This window comes from Mesorhizobium sp. BR1-1-3, from assembly GCF_020165455.1.
Classification (GTDB): domain Bacteria; phylum Pseudomonadota; class Alphaproteobacteria; order Rhizobiales; family Rhizobiaceae; genus Mesorhizobium; species Mesorhizobium ciceri.
Window position 1 is genome coordinate 828,447 of sequence record NZ_JAIUIC010000001.1, and the last position, 18,104, is coordinate 846,550.

The following is an 18,104-nucleotide window of genomic DNA, read 5'->3' on the forward strand; positions in this document are numbered from 1 at the left end:
CGTCGCGGGACCTTTTTCATGACCTTTGTCCTCTATGCCGCCGCCGCTCTGGCCGAGATCGCCGGCTGCTTTTCATTCTGGGCCTGGTGGCGGCTGGAGAAGTCGCCGCTTTGGCTGCTTCCCGGCCTCGCCTCGCTTGCCCTGTTTGGCTTCCTGCTGGCGCTGGTCGACACGTCAGCCGCCGGTCGCGCCTACGCCGCCTATGGCGGCATCTACATCGTGGCGTCGCTTGGCTGGCTGTGGCTGGTTGAAGGCGTTCGCCCCGACCGCTGGGATCTTGCCGGTGCCGCGCTCTGCATTGCCGGTGCTTCGGTGATCCTTCTCGTCCCGCGGGGCGCTTGAGATGGAGTTGCCTGCCTCCCTTCGCCAAGGTGTCGAGCGTCTGCTCGAAAACGTTCCGCTGGCGGTACTCAAGCAAGCGGCAAAGACGCTGTCCGACCGCTACCGCGCCGAGTTGCGCGACGGCCGTCTGCACATGGCCGAGGATCTGGCGGTGAAGGCCTATCTGGCGACGCGGCTGCCGGCGACCTATGCCGCGATCCGTTCCAGCCTCGACGCGCTGAGCGACGCCAAGCCTGCCTTTCAGCCCAGGACCTTGCTCGATGTCGGCGCCGGCCCTGGCACGGTGCTTTGGGCCGCGACCGATCTGTGGCCCGATCTCGAACAGGCGGTGTTGTTCGAAGCCAGTGCCGCCGTGCGTAAGGTCGGCGAGACGCTTGCCGGCAACACTATTGCCGCCCAGACCAGATGGCTGGCCGGTGATGCCACCATCGACCTTGCTGACATCGAGCCGGCCGATCTGGTCACGTGCGCTTATGTGCTCGATGAAATCGCGCCGGCATCGCAGCCGAAACTCATCGACCGGCTCTGGCAACTCACTGGCGACACGCTCCTGATCGTCGAGCCCGGCACCCCCGCCGGCTGGCAGCGCATCCTTGCCGTGCGCCGGCAGCTGATCGAGGCGGGCGCGCATGTGCTTGCGCCTTGCGCGCATCAGGCGCCCTGCCCGCTGGTCCAGCCCGACTGGTGCCATTTTTCCCGCCGCGTCGCCCGCTCGCGCCTGCATCGGCTGGCCAAGGATGCCGACGTGCCGTGGGAAGACGAGAAATTCATCTACGTCGCGGCTTCTCGCGACGGCCCCACATCACACCAGGCACGAGTTCTTGCGCCACCGAAATCCGGCTCCGGCAAGGTTCTGCTCAAGCTTTGCCAGGACGACGGCACCGCCGCCGAGCGCTTGTTCACCAAGCGCGACGGCGCCGACTTCAAGTTGGCCCGGCGACTGGACTGGGGCGACAGGCTGGACAACATCGCAAAATGAACAGCGCCATTGTTCTTGCTTTGTTCCGACGAGTCAGATAGAGATCCACGCCCTGTCGAGTCAACCGGAATCGGGGCAGGCGAATACTCTCCTGTGGACGATTGGTTGTTCCTGTGAACAACGGGCATCAAGGTTCTTTGGTTGGGTAGTGATGCAGAAAGGTCAGCACCGACTCATCACGTTCTGATATCGAAAGGCCGGGATTGAAATCGGGGATATCATGGCAGAGGCAGCGCGAAAATTCGGCGTCGCGGAAACACCGCTTTATCGTGAAGCGCCAAACAACATCGAGGCTGAGCAGGCGCTGCTCGGCGCCATCCTCGTCAACAACGACGCCTTCTACCGCGTCTCTGACTTCCTCAAGGCCAGCCATTTCTACGAGCCGCTGCACCGCAAGATCTATGAGGTGGCGTCCGAGTTCATCCGTATGGGCAAGGTGGCGACGCCGATCACACTGAAAACCTTCCTGCCGGCCGACGAGAAGGTTGGCGACATGACGATGGCGCAATATGTCGTGCGGCTGGCGGTCGAGGCTGTGACCGTCGTCAACGCCACCGACTATGGCCGCGCCATCTATGACCTTGCGACGCGCCGCGCGCTGATCACCGTCGGCGAAGACATGGTCAACATCGCCTATGACGCGCCGGTCGACATGGCACCCGGCGAACAGATCGAGGATGCCGAGCGGCGGCTGTTCGAGCTGGCCGAAAACGGCCGCTACGATGGCGGTTTCGAAAGCTTTTCCGATGCGTTGAAGAATGCCGTCGACATGGCCAGCGCGGCCTATATGCGCGATGGCCACCTGTCCGGCATTGCCACCGGCCTGCGCGATCTCGACCATCGCATGGGTGGCCTGCAGCCTTCGGATTTGATCATCATCGCCGGCCGCCCAGGCATGGGCAAGACGTCGCTGGCCACCAACATCGCCTACAACATCGCTGCCGCCTATGAGCCTGCCCAACAGGCCGACGGCTCCGTCAAGGCGGCCAATGGCGGCGTCGTCGGCTTCTTCTCGCTTGAAATGTCGTCCGAGCAGCTGGCCACCCGCATTATCTCCGAGCAGACCGAGATTCCATCGTCGAAAATCCGGCGCGGCGATTTGACGGAAGCCGATTTCGGCAAGCTTGTCGCCTACACGCAGGAGAACCACAAGCGCCCGCTCTACATCGACCAGACGGGTGGTATCTCGATCGCCCAGCTCGCGGCGCGCGCCCGCCGCCTCAAGCGCCAGCGCGGGCTGGACCTGATGGTCATCGACTATATCCAGCTGATGCAGGGTTCATCTGCCAAGGCGTCGCAGAACCGCGTCCAGGAAATCACCGAGATCACCACCGGACTGAAGGCGCTCGGCAAGGAGTTGGGCGTGCCGATCATCGCGCTCTCACAGCTCTCGCGTCAGGTCGAAAGCCGCGACGACAAACATCCGCAGCTGTCCGACCTGCGCGAATCGGGCTCGATCGAGCAGGACGCCGACGTCGTGCTGTTCGTGTACCGCGAGGAATATTACATCAAGAACAAGGAGCCGGAGAAAGGCACGCCCGAGCATCTCGCATGGGAGACGAAGATGATCGAGGTCCAGGGCAAGGCCGAAGTGATCATAGCCAAGCAGCGCCATGGACCGACCGGCACCGTCAGCCTTGCCTTCCAGGGCGAGTTCACCCGCTTCTCCGACCTCGCCGAGGAGCATCATCTGCCGGAAAGGTTCGAGTGACCTATTGAGACAGGTCCCATTCCTTGGCGCCCCCCTCTGTCCTGCCGGACATCTCCCCCTCAAGGGGGGAGATCGGATGGCATCGACGCTTTCGCCAATTTTTGGCGTTGAAAAGAAGGCGCAAGCGCTGAAGCTGCAAATCTCCCCCCTCGAGGGGGAGATGGCCGGCAGGTCAGAGGGGGGCGCTGCCCCGCCAGCCTGTCACCGCGTGGCATCTCTCTGATGGCCAAATCGCGCGTCCAATTCATCTGCCAAAGTTGCGGATCGGTGCATCAGCGCTGGGCCGGCAAATGCGATGCCTGTGGCGAGTGGAACACGCTGGTCGAGGAAGGCACGTCCGGCGGCATCGGCTCAGGACCAGCCAACACGCGCAACGCCCGCAAGGGACGCGCCGTGGTGCTGACCACGCTGTCCGGCGATATCGAGGACGCGCCACGCATCATCTCGGGCATTGGCGAACTCGATCGCGCCACCGGCGGCGGTTTCGTGCGCGGCTCGGCGCTGCTGGTCGGCGGCGATCCCGGCATCGGCAAGTCGACGCTGCTCACCCAGGCGGCCGCGGCGCTGGCATCAAAAGGCCACCGCATCGTCTATGTCTCGGGCGAAGAGGCGGTCGCGCAGATCAGGCTGCGGGCACAGCGGCTTGGCGTCGCCACTTCTCCGGTGGAACTGGCTGCGGAGACCAATGTCGAGGACATCCTGGCGACGATCGCCGACGGCAAGCGGCCTGATCTCGTCATCCTGGATTCGATCCAGACGCTGTGGACCGACCTTGCCGATTCGGCACCCGGAACCGTCACCCAGGTGCGCGCCGCCGCCCAGGCGATGATCCGCTATGCGAAATCCACGGGTGCGGCGATCGTACTGGTCGGCCATGTCACCAAGGAAGGCCAGATCGCCGGGCCGCGCGTCGTCGAGCACATGGTCGACGCCGTGCTCTACTTCGAAGGCGAAGGCGGCCACCACTACCGCATCCTGCGCACCGTGAAGAACCGTTTTGGACCGACCGACGAGATCGGCGTCTTCGAAATGTCGGACAAGGGCCTGCGCGAGGTCGCCAATCCGTCCGAGCTTTTTCTTGGCGAACGCCATGCCAAATCGCCGGGGGCGGCGGTTTTCGCCGGCATGGAGGGGACAAGGCCGGTGCTGGTCGAGATCCAGGCACTGGTCGCACCCTCCTCGCTCGGCACGCCGCGCCGCGCCGTCGTAGGCTGGGACGGCGCCCGGCTGTCGATGATCCTGGCGGTTCTCGAAGCCCATTGCGGGGTGCGATTCGGCAGCCATGATGTCTATCTCAATGTCGCCGGCGGCTACCGGATTTCGGAGCCCGCGGCAGATCTCGCAGTGGCGGCCGCCCTGGTTTCCTCGCTCACCGGTCTTGCCCTTCCCGCCGATTGCGTCTATTTCGGCGAAATCAGCCTTTCGGGCGCCGTGAGGCCGGTTGCGCATGCGCAACAGCGCCTCAAGGAAGCCGAAAAGCTGGGTTTTGGAAGCGCGGTTCTGCCCTCGGGCAGCGGGGAACTGGCCGGGGGGATCGGGGCCGGTTCTTTCCAGCCGACCGAGCTTGCCGACCTCGTGGCACGCATAGCCGGCTCACGCCGAAGCCGCGTGGACGAAGAAGACTAGAGCATCGGACCCAGAGCCCGATGTTCGGCGCTATAATGCGGCTCATGGAGTGGGGCGAAAGACATGCCGATTACGCTGCTTGACGGAATTCTCGTCGGCTTCACTCTGGTTTCGGCGATGCTCGCCATGGTTCGCGGCTTCTCGCGCGAAGTCCTGTCCGTCGTCTCCTGGGCAGCGGCGGCAGCGGCGGCGTTCTTCTTCTACAAGCCGGTCGTGCCTTACCTCGCTCCCTACATCGAGAATGAAAAGGTCGCCATGGCGGCCGCCGCCGGCGTGGTTTTCATCATCGCGCTGATCGTCGTCTCGGTCATCACCATGAAGCTCGCCGACTGGATCATCGATTCCCGGATCGGCGCGCTCGATCGTACGCTCGGTTTCCTTTACGGCGCCGCGCGCGGCATCCTGGTCGTTGCCGTCGCCCTGCTGTTCTTCAACTGGCTGGCCGGCGCCAAGGCACCAGCCTGGGTCACCGAGGCCAAATCGCGGCCGCTGCTCGAACAAATCGGCGCCAAGCTCGAAAGCCTGCTGCCCGAGGATCCGGAAAACGCGATCCTCAAGAAGCTCAATCCGAATCAGCCGGCCGCCGAGACGCCAGCTGCTCCGGACGCACCGGCCGCGGATGCTCCGGCGGGCGGCGACGATACCAACGCGCCGGCGCCTGACGACAATGACGCAACACCACCGGCGAACAACGCCCCGGCCGCTCCGGCACCGGCGGCACCGGCAAACTGACGCCGAAAAACGGCGTCAGGATCTGACGATGGTGTGAACGACCGCACGGCCCGCGTTGCTTTCGGCGCGAACCCGCATTATATGGCGATTTTAGCGGAGCTTAAGATGGCAGACGCAGACGACGTGCTTTCCGCCGAGGCCGACGACCATTTCCACGACGAATGCGGTGTGTTCGGCATTTTCGGCCGGCAGGACGCTGCGGCCATCGTTACATTGGGCCTGCATGCGCTGCAGCATCGCGGCCAGGAAGCGGCCGGCATCGTTTCCTATGACGGCAGCCAGTTCCATGTCGAACGCCATGTCGGCCTGATCGGCGACACCTTCACCAAGCAGCGCGTCATCGACAGCCTGCAAGGCAACCGCGCCATTGGCCATACGCGCTACGCCACCACGGGTGGCGCCGGCATGCGCAACATCCAGCCCTTTTTCGCCGAATTGGCCGATGGCGGTTTCGCCGTCGCCCACAACGGCAATCTGACCAACGCCATGACCGTGCAGCGCGCGCTGCAGAAGCAAGGCGCGATCTTCTCCTCCACCTCCGATACCGAGACGCTTTTGCACCTCGTCGCCACCAGCAAGGAGCGCGATTTGAACTCGCGTTTCATCGATGCGGTGCGGCAGGTCGAGGGCGCTTTTTCCCTGGTGGCGATGACGGCCAAGAAGATGATCGGCTGCCGCGATCCGCTCGGCATCCGGCCGCTGGTGCTGGGCGATCTCGACGGCGCCTGGATCCTGGCCTCCGAAACCTGCGCGCTCGACATCATCGGTGCGCGTTTCGTGCGCGACCTGAAGCCCGGCGAGATGGTCGTCGTCACGTCCAAGGGCATCGAGAGCCTGTTCCCCTTCGAGCCGCAGAAGACCCGCTTCTGCATCTTCGAATATGTCTATTTCGCGCGGCCGGATTCCTCGGTCGAAGGCCGCAACGTCTATGAGGTGCGCAAGCGTATCGGCGCCGAGCTGGCGGTCGAAAGCCCGGTCGAGGCCGACATCGTCGTGCCGGTGCCGGATTCGGGCACGCCGGCGGCGATCGGCTTCAGCCAGGCGGCCGGCATTCCCTTCGAGCTCGGTATCATCCGCAATCATTATGTCGGCCGCACCTTCATCCAGCCGGGCGATTCGATCCGCCATATGGGCGTCAAGCTGAAGCACAATGCCAACCGCCGCATGATCGAAGGCAAGCGCGTGGTTCTGGTCGACGACAGCATCGTGCGCGGCACCACCAGCCAGAAGATCGTGCAGATGGTGCGCGACGCCGGCGCCAAGGAGGTGCATATGCGCATCGCCTCACCGCCGACACGCGCCTCCTGCTTCTACGGTGTCGACACGCCGGAGAAATCGAAGCTCCTGGCGTCGCGCATGTCGATCGAGGAGATGGCCGAGTTCATCCGCGTCGATTCGCTCGGCTTCCTCACCATTGACGGGCTCTACCGCGCGGTCGGCGAGGCCAGCCGCGACAACGACCAGCCGCAATTCTGCGATGCCTGCTTCACCGGCCAGTACCCGACCCGCCTGCTCGACTTCGAAGGCCACGACAATGTGCGCACGCTGTCGCTGCTGGCGACAAGCGGGACGTAGGCCGGACCGCCATCAGCGTTAGTCAATTCCCGGAATCCATCGCATGACCCTCGACCTTTCCGGCCGCGTTGCGGTCGTCACCGGCGCCTCGCGCGGCATCGGCTATTTCATTGCCAAGGAATTGGCTGCCGCCGGCGCGCATGTCATTGCGGTGGCTCGTACTGTCGGCGGGCTGGAAGAGCTCGACGACCAGATCAAGGCGGCCGGCGGCCAGGCGACACTGGTGCCGCTCGACCTCGCTGACATGGCCGGCATCGACCGCCTGGGCGGCGCCATCCACGAACGCTGGGGCAAGCTCGACATTCTCGTCGCCAATGCCGGCGTGCTCGGCGTCATCTCGCCGATCGGTCATGTCGAAGCAAAAACCTTCGAGAAGGTGATGACCATCAACGTCACCTCGACCTGGCGGCTGATCCGCTCGGTCGACCCTCTGCTGCGGCTCTCCGATGCTGGCCGCGCGATCATCCTGTCTTCCAACGCCGCGCACTCGGCGCGCGCCTTCTGGGCACCCTACGCGGCATCCAAGGCCGCGGTGGAGACGATGATGCGCTCCTGGGCGCATGAGACGCAGAGCCTGCCGCTCAGGGTGAACGCCGCTGACCCCGGCGCCACCCGCACCGCCATGCGTGCCCAGGCAGTGCCGGGCGAAGATCCCGAGACGTTGCCGCATCCCTCCGAGATCGCCAAACGCATCGTGCCGCTGGCCAGCCCGGACCTGAAAGAGACCGGATTGATCTTCCAGGCCAAGCACAATCGCTTCGTCGCCTATAGGCAGCCGGAATAAAACTTGAGCCTTTTTTTGACGCATGTCGGTTTCCCAAAAACCGCTGCGCACTTTTAAGCGACATGCGTAGGGATTAAACAGGCCTCCGGAAACGTTTCTTCGACGTAGTCGAAGCCCAAACCGGAGGAACCACCATGCGCAAACTGCTTCTCGCCACCGCGGCCATCCTGATCGCAGCCGCGGGCGCCGCTTACTCGCAAGATGCCAAGATGAGCTTCTTCGTCACCAGTGTCGGTTCCGGCAAGGGTGCCGACCTCGGCGGCCTCAAGGGCGCCGACGCGCATTGCGCATCGCTGGCGGAAGCCGCCGGTGTCACCGGCAAGAGTTGGGCTGCCTATCTGTCGACCAGCGACACTGACGCCCGCGACCGCATCGGCAAGGGGCCGTGGGTGAACGCCAAGGGCGTCAAGATCGCTGACGACGTCGCCTCGTTGCACAGCGATGCCAACGGCATCACCAAGCAGACGGCGCTCAACGAAAAAGGCGAAGTGGTCAACGGCCGCGGTGACACGCCGAACCGCCACGACGTGCTGACCGGCTCCAAGTCTGACGGCACCAAGATCGCCGACCAGACCTGCGGCGACTGGACGATGAGCGGGGCGGAAGGCGCCGCGATGATGGGCCATCACGACCGTACCGGCCTCGACGATTCGGCAGCCGCCAAATCCTGGAATTCCTCGCACGCCTCGCGCGGCGGCTGCAGCCAAGAGGCGCTGAAGGGCACCGGGGGCGATGGCTTGTTCTATTGTTTTGCCACCAACTGAGCCGATTGCGCTTCGAAATCGGGCTGGGAAACCCGCCGTCACATCACGCGGCTGTGATTTGGCGGCGGGAAGCTGTGCCGCGGTCATGCTTTCGTCATTTCCTTGGAGTTGGTAGGGTCACCGCGACTCCCACAACAAGCGCCCAACTGGCAGAACAAGGAAATCCCCATGGCTACGACCGCAGCAGCGTTGGTCTGGTATCTGGTAATCGCCGGTCCGCAAGGCGGCATGGTCGTGCTGCCCAGCACCTTCGACAAGCGCGAACAATGCACCGCCGCCATCACCGAATATCAGAAGCAGCCGACACCGGCCGGCTGGTCGGTGCAATGCGTGCCGAGCGCCTCGCCCTTCACCGACGAGGGTGACGCCGAAGAACCGTCAGCACAGTAGGCATCAGCGGCGTGCGCTGACCGTCAGTTCCGGCTTCTGGCTGATGGTCTGGAATACCACGCAATAACGCTCGGTCAGCTTCAGCAGCGAGTCTATCCGCTCCTGCGGCTCATCGGTGTCGAGGTTGAAATTGAGCCGGATGGCGCGAAAGCCGACCGGCGCATCCTTGGCGACACCGAGCGTGCCGCGAAAATCGAGATCGCCTTCAGCCTCCACCGTGGCGGCGCCGAGTTTGAACTCGAGCGCCGTCGCCACCGCCTTCAGCGTCACCCCAGCGCAGGCGACCAACGCCTCCAGCAGCATGTCGCCCGAGCAGAGCTCAAGGCCTGAGCCGCCTGTTGCCGGATGCAGGCCGGCGATGGCGAGCGCCCTACCCGTCTCCACCTTGCAGGCAACCGACTGGTCGTCGATCGAGCCCTTGGCGCGAAGCGTGATCATGGCCTGCGAAGCGTCGTCACGATAGGCCTGCTTCAGCGGCGCCTGCATGGCCTTCAGTTCGGTCGCATCCATCCGCTTTCCCCTTTCGTCGACTGCTTGCGTCACCGGCATGCGCCGTCCGGTCAAGATTTGCGCCGATCACCTTGGGAAGGCAATGCCATTCCGCAACAGGTGCCAGCCGCCTACACCGATATCCCAAATGGGACATTGACGGACAAGGTCCCAAAAAAGTCTGATCCGGGCAAGTCATCACTCCATTTCCCGGCGGTCCCTGATGCCTCGAACCCTCTCGACAAGGCCGAAACAGGATGGGTTTCGCGCGCCCGGCGAATTCGAACCCAAGTCAGGCTGCTGGATGATCTGGCCGGAGCGGCCGGACACCTGGCGCCTCGGCGCCAAGCCCGCGCAAAAACTGTTCGCCGATGTCGCCGCGGCGATCGCGCAAAGCGAGCCGGTGACGGTGGCGGCTTCTGCTCGCCAGTGGCAGAATGCCCGAGCGCGATTGCCCGGTCATGTGCGCGTCGTGGAAATGTCCACCAACGATTCCTGGCTGCGCGACAGCGGTCCCAATTTCGTCGTCAACGATCAAGGCGACGTGCGTGGCGTCGATTGGATCTTCAACGCCTATGGCGGTTTTGACGGCGGCCTCTATTCGCCATGGGACCTGGATGACCTTGCGGCGCAAAAAGTGCTCGAAATCGAGAACATGGATCGCTACCGCGCACCTCTGATCGCCGAGGGTGGCGGGTTGCAGTGCGACGGTCAGGGCACGCTCATCACGACGGAGCAATGCCTGCTCAACCGAAATCGCAACGCTCATCTCGGCAAGGCCGAGGTGGAGCGCCAGCTTGGCGACTATCTCGGTGTCGACACCGTCATCTGGCTGCCACGCGGCTTTGCCTTCGACGAGACCGACGGCCATGTCGACGACGTCTGCTGCTTCTTGCGCCCCGGCGTGGTCGTGCTGAGCTGGACCGACAATCGGGACGACCCACAATATGAGATCGTGCGCGAAGCCGAGGCGGTGTTGCGTTCGGCTCGTGATGCGAAGGGCCGCGCGCTGGAAGTTCACCGGCTGCCCCACCCCTTGCCGATCGAGATGGCACCGGAAGAAAGCGACAGCGTGGACCGGCTGGATTCGACCTGGGCGCGACCGGCCGGAAACCGGATCGCGGCGAGCTACATCAACTACTATCCGGGCAACAGCGTCGTGGTGGTGCCGGAGTTCGGCTGCGATCTCGATGTGAAGGCCAAGCGGACGCTGGCCGAGCTGTTTCCCGACCACCGAATAGTCGGCATCGAAAACTCGCGAGAGATCCTGCTGGGCGGCGGCAATGTCGCCTGCATCACCTTGCCGGTCTATGCCCCGCAACGACGTTGAGGGACGGAGCATGCCGAGAACACATAGCGAAAACGGAGGACATTCATGCGCGCTCTGATCTTCTCAACCCTGCTTGCCTGCGGCGTCTGCGCAAATGCGGCTTCGGCGGACGAGGAAAAGATCGTCAACGTCTACAACTGGTCCGACTACATCGCGCCGGACACGGCCGAGAAATTCGAGAAGGAAACGGGAATCAAGGTTCGTTACGACGTCTATGACGGCAACGAGGTGCTTGAGACCAAGCTGCTCACCGGCGGCTCCGGATATGACGTGGTCTACCCTTCGGCCTATCCGTTCCTCAAGAACCAGGTCAAAGCAGGGGCTTTCCTGGAACTCGACAAATCGAAGCTTGCGAACCACTCGAAGATCGATCCGCAAGCCCTCGCGCTGATCGCCGGCGCCGACCCGCAGAACCTGCATGCAGTGCCCTATATGGCGGTCACCGACGGCATTGGCTACAACGTCGCTGCGGTGAAGCAGCGGCTGCCGGACGGGCCGACAGATTCCTTCGCCATGGTCTTCGACGTCGATGTGGTCAAGAAGCTGTCCGATTGCGGTGTGGCTATCATCGATGCGCCGGCTGAAGTCATCCCGATGGCGATGAACTACCTTCACATCAACCCCAAATCGACCAGTCCCGACGACCTGGCCAAGGTCGAGGACCTGCTGGTCAAGGTGCGGCCCTACATCCGCTATTTCCATTCGTCGAAATACATCAACGACCTCGCCAACGGTGACATCTGTGTGGTGTTGGGCTGGTCGGGCGACATACTCCAGGCAAGGACCCGTGCGGCGGAATCCGTGAAGAAGCTGGAGATCGCCTATTCCATCCCCAAAGAAGGCACGCTCATCAACTTCGATACGATGGCGGTACCGAAAGATGCGCCGCATCCCGACAACGCCCAGGCCTGGATCAACTTCAATCTGCGGCCCGATATCGCCGCGGCCAATTCCAGCTATGTCTCCTACGCCAATGCGATACCGGAGTCCCTGCCGCTGATGGACAAGGCCATAGCCAGCGACCCCGGCGTCTTTCCGCCTGATGCCGTGAAGGCCAAACTGTTCGTGGTGGACAACAACGACCCAAAGCTGCTGCGATCCCAAAACCGCATGTGGACGCGCATCGTGACGGGACAATAGAGCAATTCCAGAAAAAGTGCGCAGCGGTTTTCCCGGGAAAAGCGCGTAGCGCTTTCCCTTGGGAATTGCGTCAAAGCAAAAAGACAGAGCCGGGCGGAAGCCGTCAGGCTCAAGCGGCTTCGCGGATGGCCGCCAGCAACTCGACCTGGGAGTGCACGCCGAGCTTGCGATAGATCTGCTTGATGTGGTTGCGGACGGTCCCGGGCGAGATGGCGAGGCATCGCGAAATCGTCTTGGCGTTGCCACCATCGACCAGATGTCGTGCAATCTCGGTCTCGCGCCTGCTCAGCCGCGAGCGAGCGTCACCGATTGCGGCGCCCTTGTGCCGGAAGCGGCACAGATGGAGCAATCTTTCCAAAATGAGCCTTGTCGCGCTGCTTGCCGCGCAAGCCGTCGCCAGATCCTGCTCGCCAAACGGTTCTGCCCCGTTTCGCCTGAGAAAAGTGACATAGCCAGCGGTCAGCCGGTCGAGATTGAACACGCCGGTGATCTCGTCGAAACTGTCGGAAGGGCCGAAGAATTCGCGATAGTAGGGAGTCCGCTGGAAGTCGCCATTGCGGAGTGCCGACAGCGGCAACAGGAAATCCTGCCTTGTGCTGGCGAACCTCTGGAAGAAGGGATCCTGGCGATACAGTCGTGCATCGTAGTCGCGGTTCCAGCGATCGGGACCGGCATCGTCGATGGTCAGGGATGTGATGTCGCGACGGTAAAAGCCGACATAGGCGCGGTCGGAGCCAAGCAACTCGCTCGCCGCTGCCGTGAAAAGAGCCGACAATTCTTCGGGTGTCACGGCAACGGCCGCAGCGGCGACACCGCCGCTCCAGCGCCCAAACTGATCGAGGGAAAGGTTCGACTGCATTCCAATTCATACTAGGCATGATGCCGAAAAGTGTGAAGCGGTTTTCGGACGGCATCATGCTCTATCTGTTTGATTTAGAGCCGGATTGAGATTTCAGGTCGATCGACCTGAAATCATCCGGTTCTAGCGCAAGCCGTTGCAAGTTCAAATCAGCCATTTCCTTTGACTTCGACCCTCTCGGCCATACCTATGCGGGAGTCGTTGTCGCGGAGCCATCATGCCGGTCAAATTGAAACTGATCTGCCTTATCCTGCCGATACTCGCCGTCCTGGCGCAGCCCGTCCTGGCTGAAACGGCGGAGCGGCCGGCGCCCTCGGGCGGCGTGCTATCCCTGCTGCCGCCGCCGCAGACCACCAACCATTCGATCACGCTGGCCGGGCGCAAGCTGGATTACCAGGCAAAGGCGGCGACCCTGTCGCTGCTATCGGGCAAGGGCGACGTCACGGCGGAGATCTTCTACGTCGCCTACACACTGGAGCCGCCGGCAAGCGGGGCCAAAGACCAGCAGCGGCCGATCACCTTCGTGTTCAACGGCGGCCCTGGAGCAGCGTCCGCCTATCTGCATATCGGCGCACTCGGTCCACGGATAATCGCGACGGGAGCCGACGGCGAATTCCTGCCGTCACCGCAAAGACTGATCGACAATCCGGACAGCTGGCTCGACATGACCGATCTCGTCTTCGTCGATCCGGTGGGAACAGGCTATAGCCGCGAGGCACCGGGTCAGGACACGCGCGATTTCTGGGGCGTAAACCAGGATGCCAGCTCGATAGGCGCCTTCATCCGGCTCTATCTCGCGCAGAACGGCCGCACCGGGTCGCCACTGTTCCTCGCCGGCGAAAGCTATGGCGGGTTCCGCGCAGCGCTGCTCGCCAGGACGTTGCAGGAAGATATCGGCATCAGTCCGAACGGCATCGTGCTGATCTCCCCGGCGCTGGAGTTCACGCTGGTGCAGCCCGACGAATTCGAGCCGCTGCATTGGGCACTCGAACTGCCTTCACTGGCAGCGGTGCGCCTGCGCGCCGAAGGCGTCAGCGGCGACGCGTTGCGGGAGAAGCTGGCAGACGTCGAACATTATGCGATGGGCGATTACCTCACGGCAATCACCAGCGGACTGGAGCAAGGCAGGCGGCTGGCCAGCCAACGCGTGGCTGACATCACCGGCCTGCCGCTCGACCTGGTGCAGCGGAACTCCGCCCGCATCCCCACCGGCCTGTTCGCAAGGGAGTTCGCCCGCGCCAGCGGCAAGGTGCTCAGCCCCTATGACGCCACGATCGGCACGGCCGACATCGCGCCCGAGAGCGCCCGCATCGCCGGCCCGGATCCGGTGCTCGACCGCAGCGTGCCGGCGCTGACGTCGGCATTCGTCGGCTATATCAGCGACGAACTGCATTTTCGCACCGATGTCAGCTATCGGCTGCTCAATGGCGAAATCAGCCACAATTGGGATTACGGGACCGGCGCCTCGCGGCAAGGCTATGCCGGGGTGATGGACGATCTGCAGCGCGCACGCTCGCTGAACCCTTCGCTCGGCGTCGTGATCGTTAACGGCTACACCGATCTGGTGACACCTTACCTCGCCTCGCGCTACCTGGTGAGCCAGATCCCGTCGCTCGCCAATGCCAAGCCCATCCGTCTCGATGTCGTCGAGGGCGGGCACATGATGTATTTCAGGTCCGACGGCCGGCGCGCGCTGAAAGAAGCCGCTTCGGAGCTTTATCAGGCGACGCAGTAGGCTTGGCGACAGTGCAGCTCGCCATGGACCCGTGCCCCAATATAAGCACCGGACTGGCGTAGCGCCGCAGGGGTTTTCGCCCGTATAGCTTGGTACCAAGGGAGTTGAATTCACGGCTCCCTTGTGTCGCTCCTCACAGCATTTCTGCCGCTCCGGCAAATTTGGTCCCACGCGCCTTATGGCCGATATCGCCATTCTCGAAACACGCGAGCGGGTTCTTGCAGGCATCCTGCTGACCGGTGCGGCCTATCTGCTGTTTTCGACACAGGATGCTTCGATCAAGCTGCTGGTCGTCGGCATGAGCGTCTGGCAGATCATGTTCTTCCGCAGCATCACCATTCTGGGCGCGTGCGCGGCGATCGGCGGACGACAGCTGTTTGCCGACACGATGCGCTCGCCGATCGTGCGGCCGATGCTGGTGCGCAGTGCCTTCACGCTTGCTGCGTGGCTCTGCTACTACAACGCCGCGCGCAGCCTGCAGCTCGCCGAACTGACCACCGTTTATTACGCGGCCCCGATCATCGTCACCGTGCTTTCGGTGTTCCTGCTCGGCGAAAAAGTGCCGATGCTGCGCTGGCTGGCGGTGCTGATCGGCTTTGCCGGCGTGTTCATCGCTTGCGATCCGACCCATCTCGGCCTGTCCGTGCCGGTGCTGCTGGTGCTGGCGGCCGCCTTCTTGTGGGGCATCGCCATCGTGCTCTTGCGCAGGACCGCCCTTGCCGAGCGCTCGATGATCCAGCTCCTGCTCAACAATTTCTATTTCCTGCTGTTTTCGGCGGTGCCGGCGCTGCTCTGGTGGCAGACGCCAAACCTGGCGCAATTGCTGCTGCTTGCCAGCGTCGGCGCACTCGGCGGCCTGGCGCAGTATCTTCTCTTCGAAGGCATGAAGCGCACACCAGCCTCGGTGCTGGCACCGCTGGAATACACCTCGCTGTTGTGGGCATTCGCACTCGGCTTTGCGATCTGGGGCGACGTGCCGCGCCGCGAAGTTTTCCTGGGCGCTGCGCTGATCGTCGCCGCCGGCCTGCTGATCGTCGGCACCGAGCATTTCCGCAAACGGCTGTGATGTGGATGGCCATGATTGCTGACGCTACGATGTCAGGACCAAGCGGCGTAGGCTGGCGGCATGACTGAGATTGCAGCCGCCACCGACACCGCCGCGGAGCGGACACTCGGCATCATCCTGGTGTCGTCCTCAGCCGCCGTCTTCGGCCTGACGGGCGTGCTGACGAAATCAATCCACGCCGACCCGTTGACCATCATCTGCTGGCGCGGCTTTGTCGGCGCGATCCTGATCAGCCTCTATGTGCTGTGGCGGCGTCACCGTTCCGGTGGGCGTGAGACCCTGCGGCTTGGCTGGCGCGGCTGGCTGCTGGCGGTGGAAGGCGCGCTGGCCAGCATCGCTTTCATCTCGGCGTTCAAGTTCACCTTCGTCGCCAATGTCGCTGTCATCTATGCCACAGCACCTTTCGTCACGGCGCTGCTGGCCTGGGTTCTGACGCGCGAACCCTTCCGGTTGCAGACGATGGTCGCCGCCGCAGTGTCGCTGTGCGGCGTGGCGATCATGGTCTGGTCCGGCTTCGGCACCGGCAATCTGTTCGGCGACGGACTGGCACTGCTGATGACCGTCGGCAGCGGCCTTTACATGATCATGGTACGCGCCTTCCGCGACACGCCCGTGGTGTGGGCCGGTGCGGTGTCGGCATTCCTGTTGTTCGTGCTCGGTTGGTTCGTCACCGATCCGCTGGCGGTTTCGCCGAGAGATGCCGTTCTGCTCGCCACTTTCGGCGCGTCCTTCGCGCTGTCCTCGATCCTGTGGACGGAGGGCGCACGGCTCATCCCGCCGGCCGAATCCGGGCTTCTCGGTTCGGCCGAAGTGCCGTTCGCGATCCTGTTTGCCTTCCTGTTCCTGGGCGAGATTGCACCAGCCGCCAGCATGATCGGCGGCGCCGTCGTGCTCACCGCAGTGTTCGCCCATGCGGGGCGGGATTGGCTGATGGCGCGCTCGCAACGCATGGCGTCAAATATTTCTTAAAAAAGTGACACAGTCATGGAACCATCATCCGGGTCAGGCATTATTGCTGCGACGGGCCATCCCCAAGTCCCCCCAAACCCCTCGGCCCGTCCTACTCCAAGCCGACCGTAAGGTCGGCTTTTTCTTTGCCGCTTGCCGACCGTAAGGTCGGCTTTTTCTTTGCCACTTGGGACCGCAAGGTCGGTTTCTTTGGGCATTCAGCCCGACAAGGCAAGGTTGGCGCTGAGCAGGGTCGCCAGATCGGCTGCCGATCCATCGGCACCGGCGCGCAGCCGGATGGCGAACTCAGCCAAAGGCACCTGCGGCAGCCCAAGCTGGCGCGGCGCCTCGACAATCCCGGAATGGGCAAAGCGAGCCGTTCGCAGCGTCAGTGCGACACCGGCGTTCACGGCTGTGCGCAGGCCGGCCAGACTGGCGCTGCCGGCAGCAATGCGGTAGCGGCGGCCGGCGGCATCGAGTGCGGCAAGTGCCGCTTCGCGAAAACCGCAATATGGATCGAGCAGCGCCAGCGGCAGTTCCTCCTGCCGCGTGGCCAGCCCCTTTTGTGAGCATAGCCATATCATCGGCTCGCGCAGCACGCCGACTTCGTCCGGCGCTGCCGTCTGGCGCATGACGATCGCCAGATCGAGGCCGCCAGACTGCAGCGCCTGCGCCAACTCGGCGGAACGGCCGACCCGCAGTTCGATCCTGACGCGCGGATGGCTGCCGGCGAAAGCACGCAGCAGATCCGGCAGGCCGCTGTCGGCAAAATCCTGCGTCGTGCCGATGGCAACGCGCCCGGCAGCGCGGGCGCCCTTCAGCGCCAGCCAAGCCTCGCGATGGGCGGCAAGAATGCGCTTGGCGTGGCCGACGAGATCCTCACCCGCCGACGTCAAACCACGTCCCCGCCCCTGCGGCGCCAGCAGCGGCTCGCCGACGATTTCCTCCAGCCGCTGCATCTGGGCGGTCACCGCCGAGGGCGAACGGCCGATGCTTGCAGCCGCCTGGGCCAGCGAGCCGCTGTCGACGAAAGCAAGGAAGGTTCGGAGCAGATCGGGATCGAGTGTTTCCATACTTCGATACTATCGAAGTATCATTTAAAAACAATTCGATTTTTTTGACTAAAAGGTGGTGGCATGGTTGTTTCAACGGCGATCGGACGCCGCTCAAGCCAAGGAGAAGAAGAATGCCTATCATCAACATCAGCGTCACCGGCAAACCTGACGCGGCGCTTTCCGCTCGCATCGCAAAGGAGGCCACAGAAATCACCGCGACGCAGCTGCGCAAGGACCCGACGATCACGGCAGTTGCCGTGTCCTATGTCGATCCGCAGCACTGGTTCGCCGGCGGCAAGTCGCTGGCCGAGCACGGCACCAACACGTTCTGGCTTGATATCAAGGTGGTCGACGGCACCAACACCAAGCTTGAGCTGGAGGCCTATCTGAAGGCGATCTTCGCAGCCTTCGGCCGTCTGCTGGGCGGCGTGCACGAGGAGAGCTACGCCTTCGTGCATGAAGTGCCGGCAGCCGCTTACGGCTATGGCGGCAAGACGCAGGAATTTCGTTTCATCAGTGGACGGCTGCAGGCGGCGTGAGAAGCAGCTTCCCGCACCAAGGGAAGCAAAAGCTCCGCAT

18 protein-coding genes are annotated in these 18,104 nt (G+C 63.4%); 15 read left to right on the forward strand and 3 right to left on the reverse strand.

Going from position 1 to position 18,104, the window contains the following annotated elements; genetic code table 11:
* Window positions 1–18 precede the first annotated feature (18 nt).
* From LB559_RS04190 to LB559_RS04230, 9 genes are all read left to right on the forward strand, one after another.
* Window positions 19–342 carry a YnfA family protein gene (locus tag LB559_RS04190; protein ID WP_013532523.1) on the forward strand — a complete coding sequence of 108 codons (324 nt, stop codon included), beginning with the start codon at window positions 19–21 and terminating at the stop codon, window positions 340–342.
* 1 nt (window position 343) lies between these two features.
* Window positions 344–1,321 carry a small ribosomal subunit Rsm22 family protein gene (locus LB559_RS04195; RefSeq protein WP_127417685.1) on the forward strand — a complete coding sequence of 326 codons (978 nt, stop codon included), beginning with the start codon at window positions 344–346 and terminating at the stop codon, window positions 1,319–1,321.
* 220 nt (window positions 1,322–1,541) lie between these two features.
* The gene (locus LB559_RS04200; RefSeq protein WP_013532525.1) at window positions 1,542–3,032 is read left to right on the forward strand and encodes a replicative DNA helicase; all 1,491 of its coding nucleotides are present in this window, start codon (window positions 1,542–1,544) and stop codon (window positions 3,030–3,032) included.
* A 222-nt stretch (window positions 3,033–3,254) separates the two neighbouring features.
* Entirely contained in the window at window positions 3,255–4,658 is a 1,404-nt protein-coding gene (gene radA, locus LB559_RS04205; RefSeq protein ID WP_064993137.1) for a DNA repair protein RadA, read from the forward strand.
* Window positions 4,659–4,721: 63 nt separating this feature from the next.
* Window positions 4,722–5,390 (forward strand): CvpA family protein, encoded by a 669-nt coding sequence (locus LB559_RS04210; RefSeq protein ID WP_063171789.1) that lies wholly within the window; start codon window positions 4,722–4,724, stop codon window positions 5,388–5,390.
* Between the two features lie 105 nt (window positions 5,391–5,495).
* Window positions 5,496–6,965 (forward strand): amidophosphoribosyltransferase, encoded by a 1,470-nt coding sequence (gene purF, locus LB559_RS04215; RefSeq protein ID WP_013532528.1) that lies wholly within the window; start codon window positions 5,496–5,498, stop codon window positions 6,963–6,965.
* Between the two features lie 43 nt (window positions 6,966–7,008).
* Complete coding sequence (locus LB559_RS04220) at window positions 7,009–7,749, forward strand: SDR family NAD(P)-dependent oxidoreductase (RefSeq protein ID WP_013532529.1); 741 nt, start codon at window positions 7,009–7,011, stop codon at window positions 7,747–7,749.
* 134 nt (window positions 7,750–7,883) lie between these two features.
* A complete protein-coding gene (locus tag LB559_RS04225; protein ID WP_224673081.1) occupies window positions 7,884–8,513 on the forward strand; it encodes a hypothetical protein in 630 nt (209 codons plus the stop codon).
* Window positions 8,514–8,681: 168 nt separating this feature from the next.
* Window positions 8,682–8,903: a hypothetical protein gene (locus LB559_RS04230; protein WP_013532531.1), complete on the forward strand. Its 222-nt coding sequence runs from the start codon at window positions 8,682–8,684 to the stop codon at window positions 8,901–8,903.
* Between the two features lie 3 nt (window positions 8,904–8,906).
* Here LB559_RS04230 and LB559_RS04235 read toward each other — a convergent pair whose 3' ends face one another.
* Window positions 8,907–9,413, reverse strand: a complete 507-nt coding sequence (locus LB559_RS04235; protein ID WP_027162698.1) for an OsmC family protein — start codon at window positions 9,411–9,413, stop codon at window positions 8,907–8,909.
* A gap of 202 nt (window positions 9,414–9,615) precedes the next feature.
* Between LB559_RS04235 and aguA the strand changes: the two genes are divergently transcribed.
* Together aguA and LB559_RS04245 are read left to right on the forward strand one after the other, a co-directional pair.
* On the forward strand, window positions 9,616–10,722 hold the full coding sequence (gene aguA, locus LB559_RS04240; RefSeq protein WP_224673082.1) for an agmatine deiminase: 1,107 nt from the start codon (window positions 9,616–9,618) through the stop codon (window positions 10,720–10,722).
* A gap of 45 nt (window positions 10,723–10,767) precedes the next feature.
* The gene (locus tag LB559_RS04245; protein ID WP_013532534.1) at window positions 10,768–11,862 is read left to right on the forward strand and encodes a polyamine ABC transporter substrate-binding protein; all 1,095 of its coding nucleotides are present in this window, start codon (window positions 10,768–10,770) and stop codon (window positions 11,860–11,862) included.
* Between the two features lie 109 nt (window positions 11,863–11,971).
* Here LB559_RS04245 and LB559_RS04250 read toward each other — a convergent pair whose 3' ends face one another.
* The gene (locus tag LB559_RS04250; RefSeq protein WP_224673083.1) at window positions 11,972–12,721 is read right to left on the reverse strand and encodes a helix-turn-helix transcriptional regulator; all 750 of its coding nucleotides are present in this window, start codon (window positions 12,719–12,721) and stop codon (window positions 11,972–11,974) included.
* A gap of 217 nt (window positions 12,722–12,938) precedes the next feature.
* On the opposite strand from LB559_RS04250, the gene LB559_RS04255 reads away from it, so the two are divergent.
* The 3 genes from LB559_RS04255 to LB559_RS04265 all read left to right on the forward strand — a co-directional run bounded on the left by LB559_RS04255 (window position 12,939) and on the right by LB559_RS04265 (window position 16,491).
* Window positions 12,939–14,456, forward strand: a complete 1,518-nt coding sequence (locus tag LB559_RS04255; RefSeq protein WP_224673084.1) for a S10 family peptidase — start codon at window positions 12,939–12,941, stop codon at window positions 14,454–14,456.
* Window positions 14,457–14,634: 178 nt separating this feature from the next.
* The gene (locus LB559_RS04260) at window positions 14,635–15,522 is read left to right on the forward strand and encodes a DMT family transporter (protein ID WP_224673085.1); all 888 of its coding nucleotides are present in this window, start codon (window positions 14,635–14,637) and stop codon (window positions 15,520–15,522) included.
* A gap of 60 nt (window positions 15,523–15,582) precedes the next feature.
* Window positions 15,583–16,491: a DMT family transporter gene (locus tag LB559_RS04265; RefSeq protein ID WP_224673086.1), complete on the forward strand. Its 909-nt coding sequence runs from the start codon at window positions 15,583–15,585 to the stop codon at window positions 16,489–16,491.
* A 197-nt stretch (window positions 16,492–16,688) separates the two neighbouring features.
* On the opposite strand, the gene LB559_RS04270 is transcribed toward LB559_RS04265, so the two are convergent.
* Complete coding sequence (locus LB559_RS04270) at window positions 16,689–17,543, reverse strand: LysR substrate-binding domain-containing protein (protein WP_224673087.1); 855 nt, start codon at window positions 17,541–17,543, stop codon at window positions 16,689–16,691.
* Window positions 17,544–17,656: 113 nt separating this feature from the next.
* Here LB559_RS04270 and LB559_RS04275 point away from each other — a divergent pair, with 113 nt between their 5' ends.
* The gene (locus LB559_RS04275; protein WP_013532540.1) at window positions 17,657–18,064 is read left to right on the forward strand and encodes a tautomerase family protein; all 408 of its coding nucleotides are present in this window, start codon (window positions 17,657–17,659) and stop codon (window positions 18,062–18,064) included.
* Window positions 18,065–18,104: the final 40 nt, after the last annotated feature.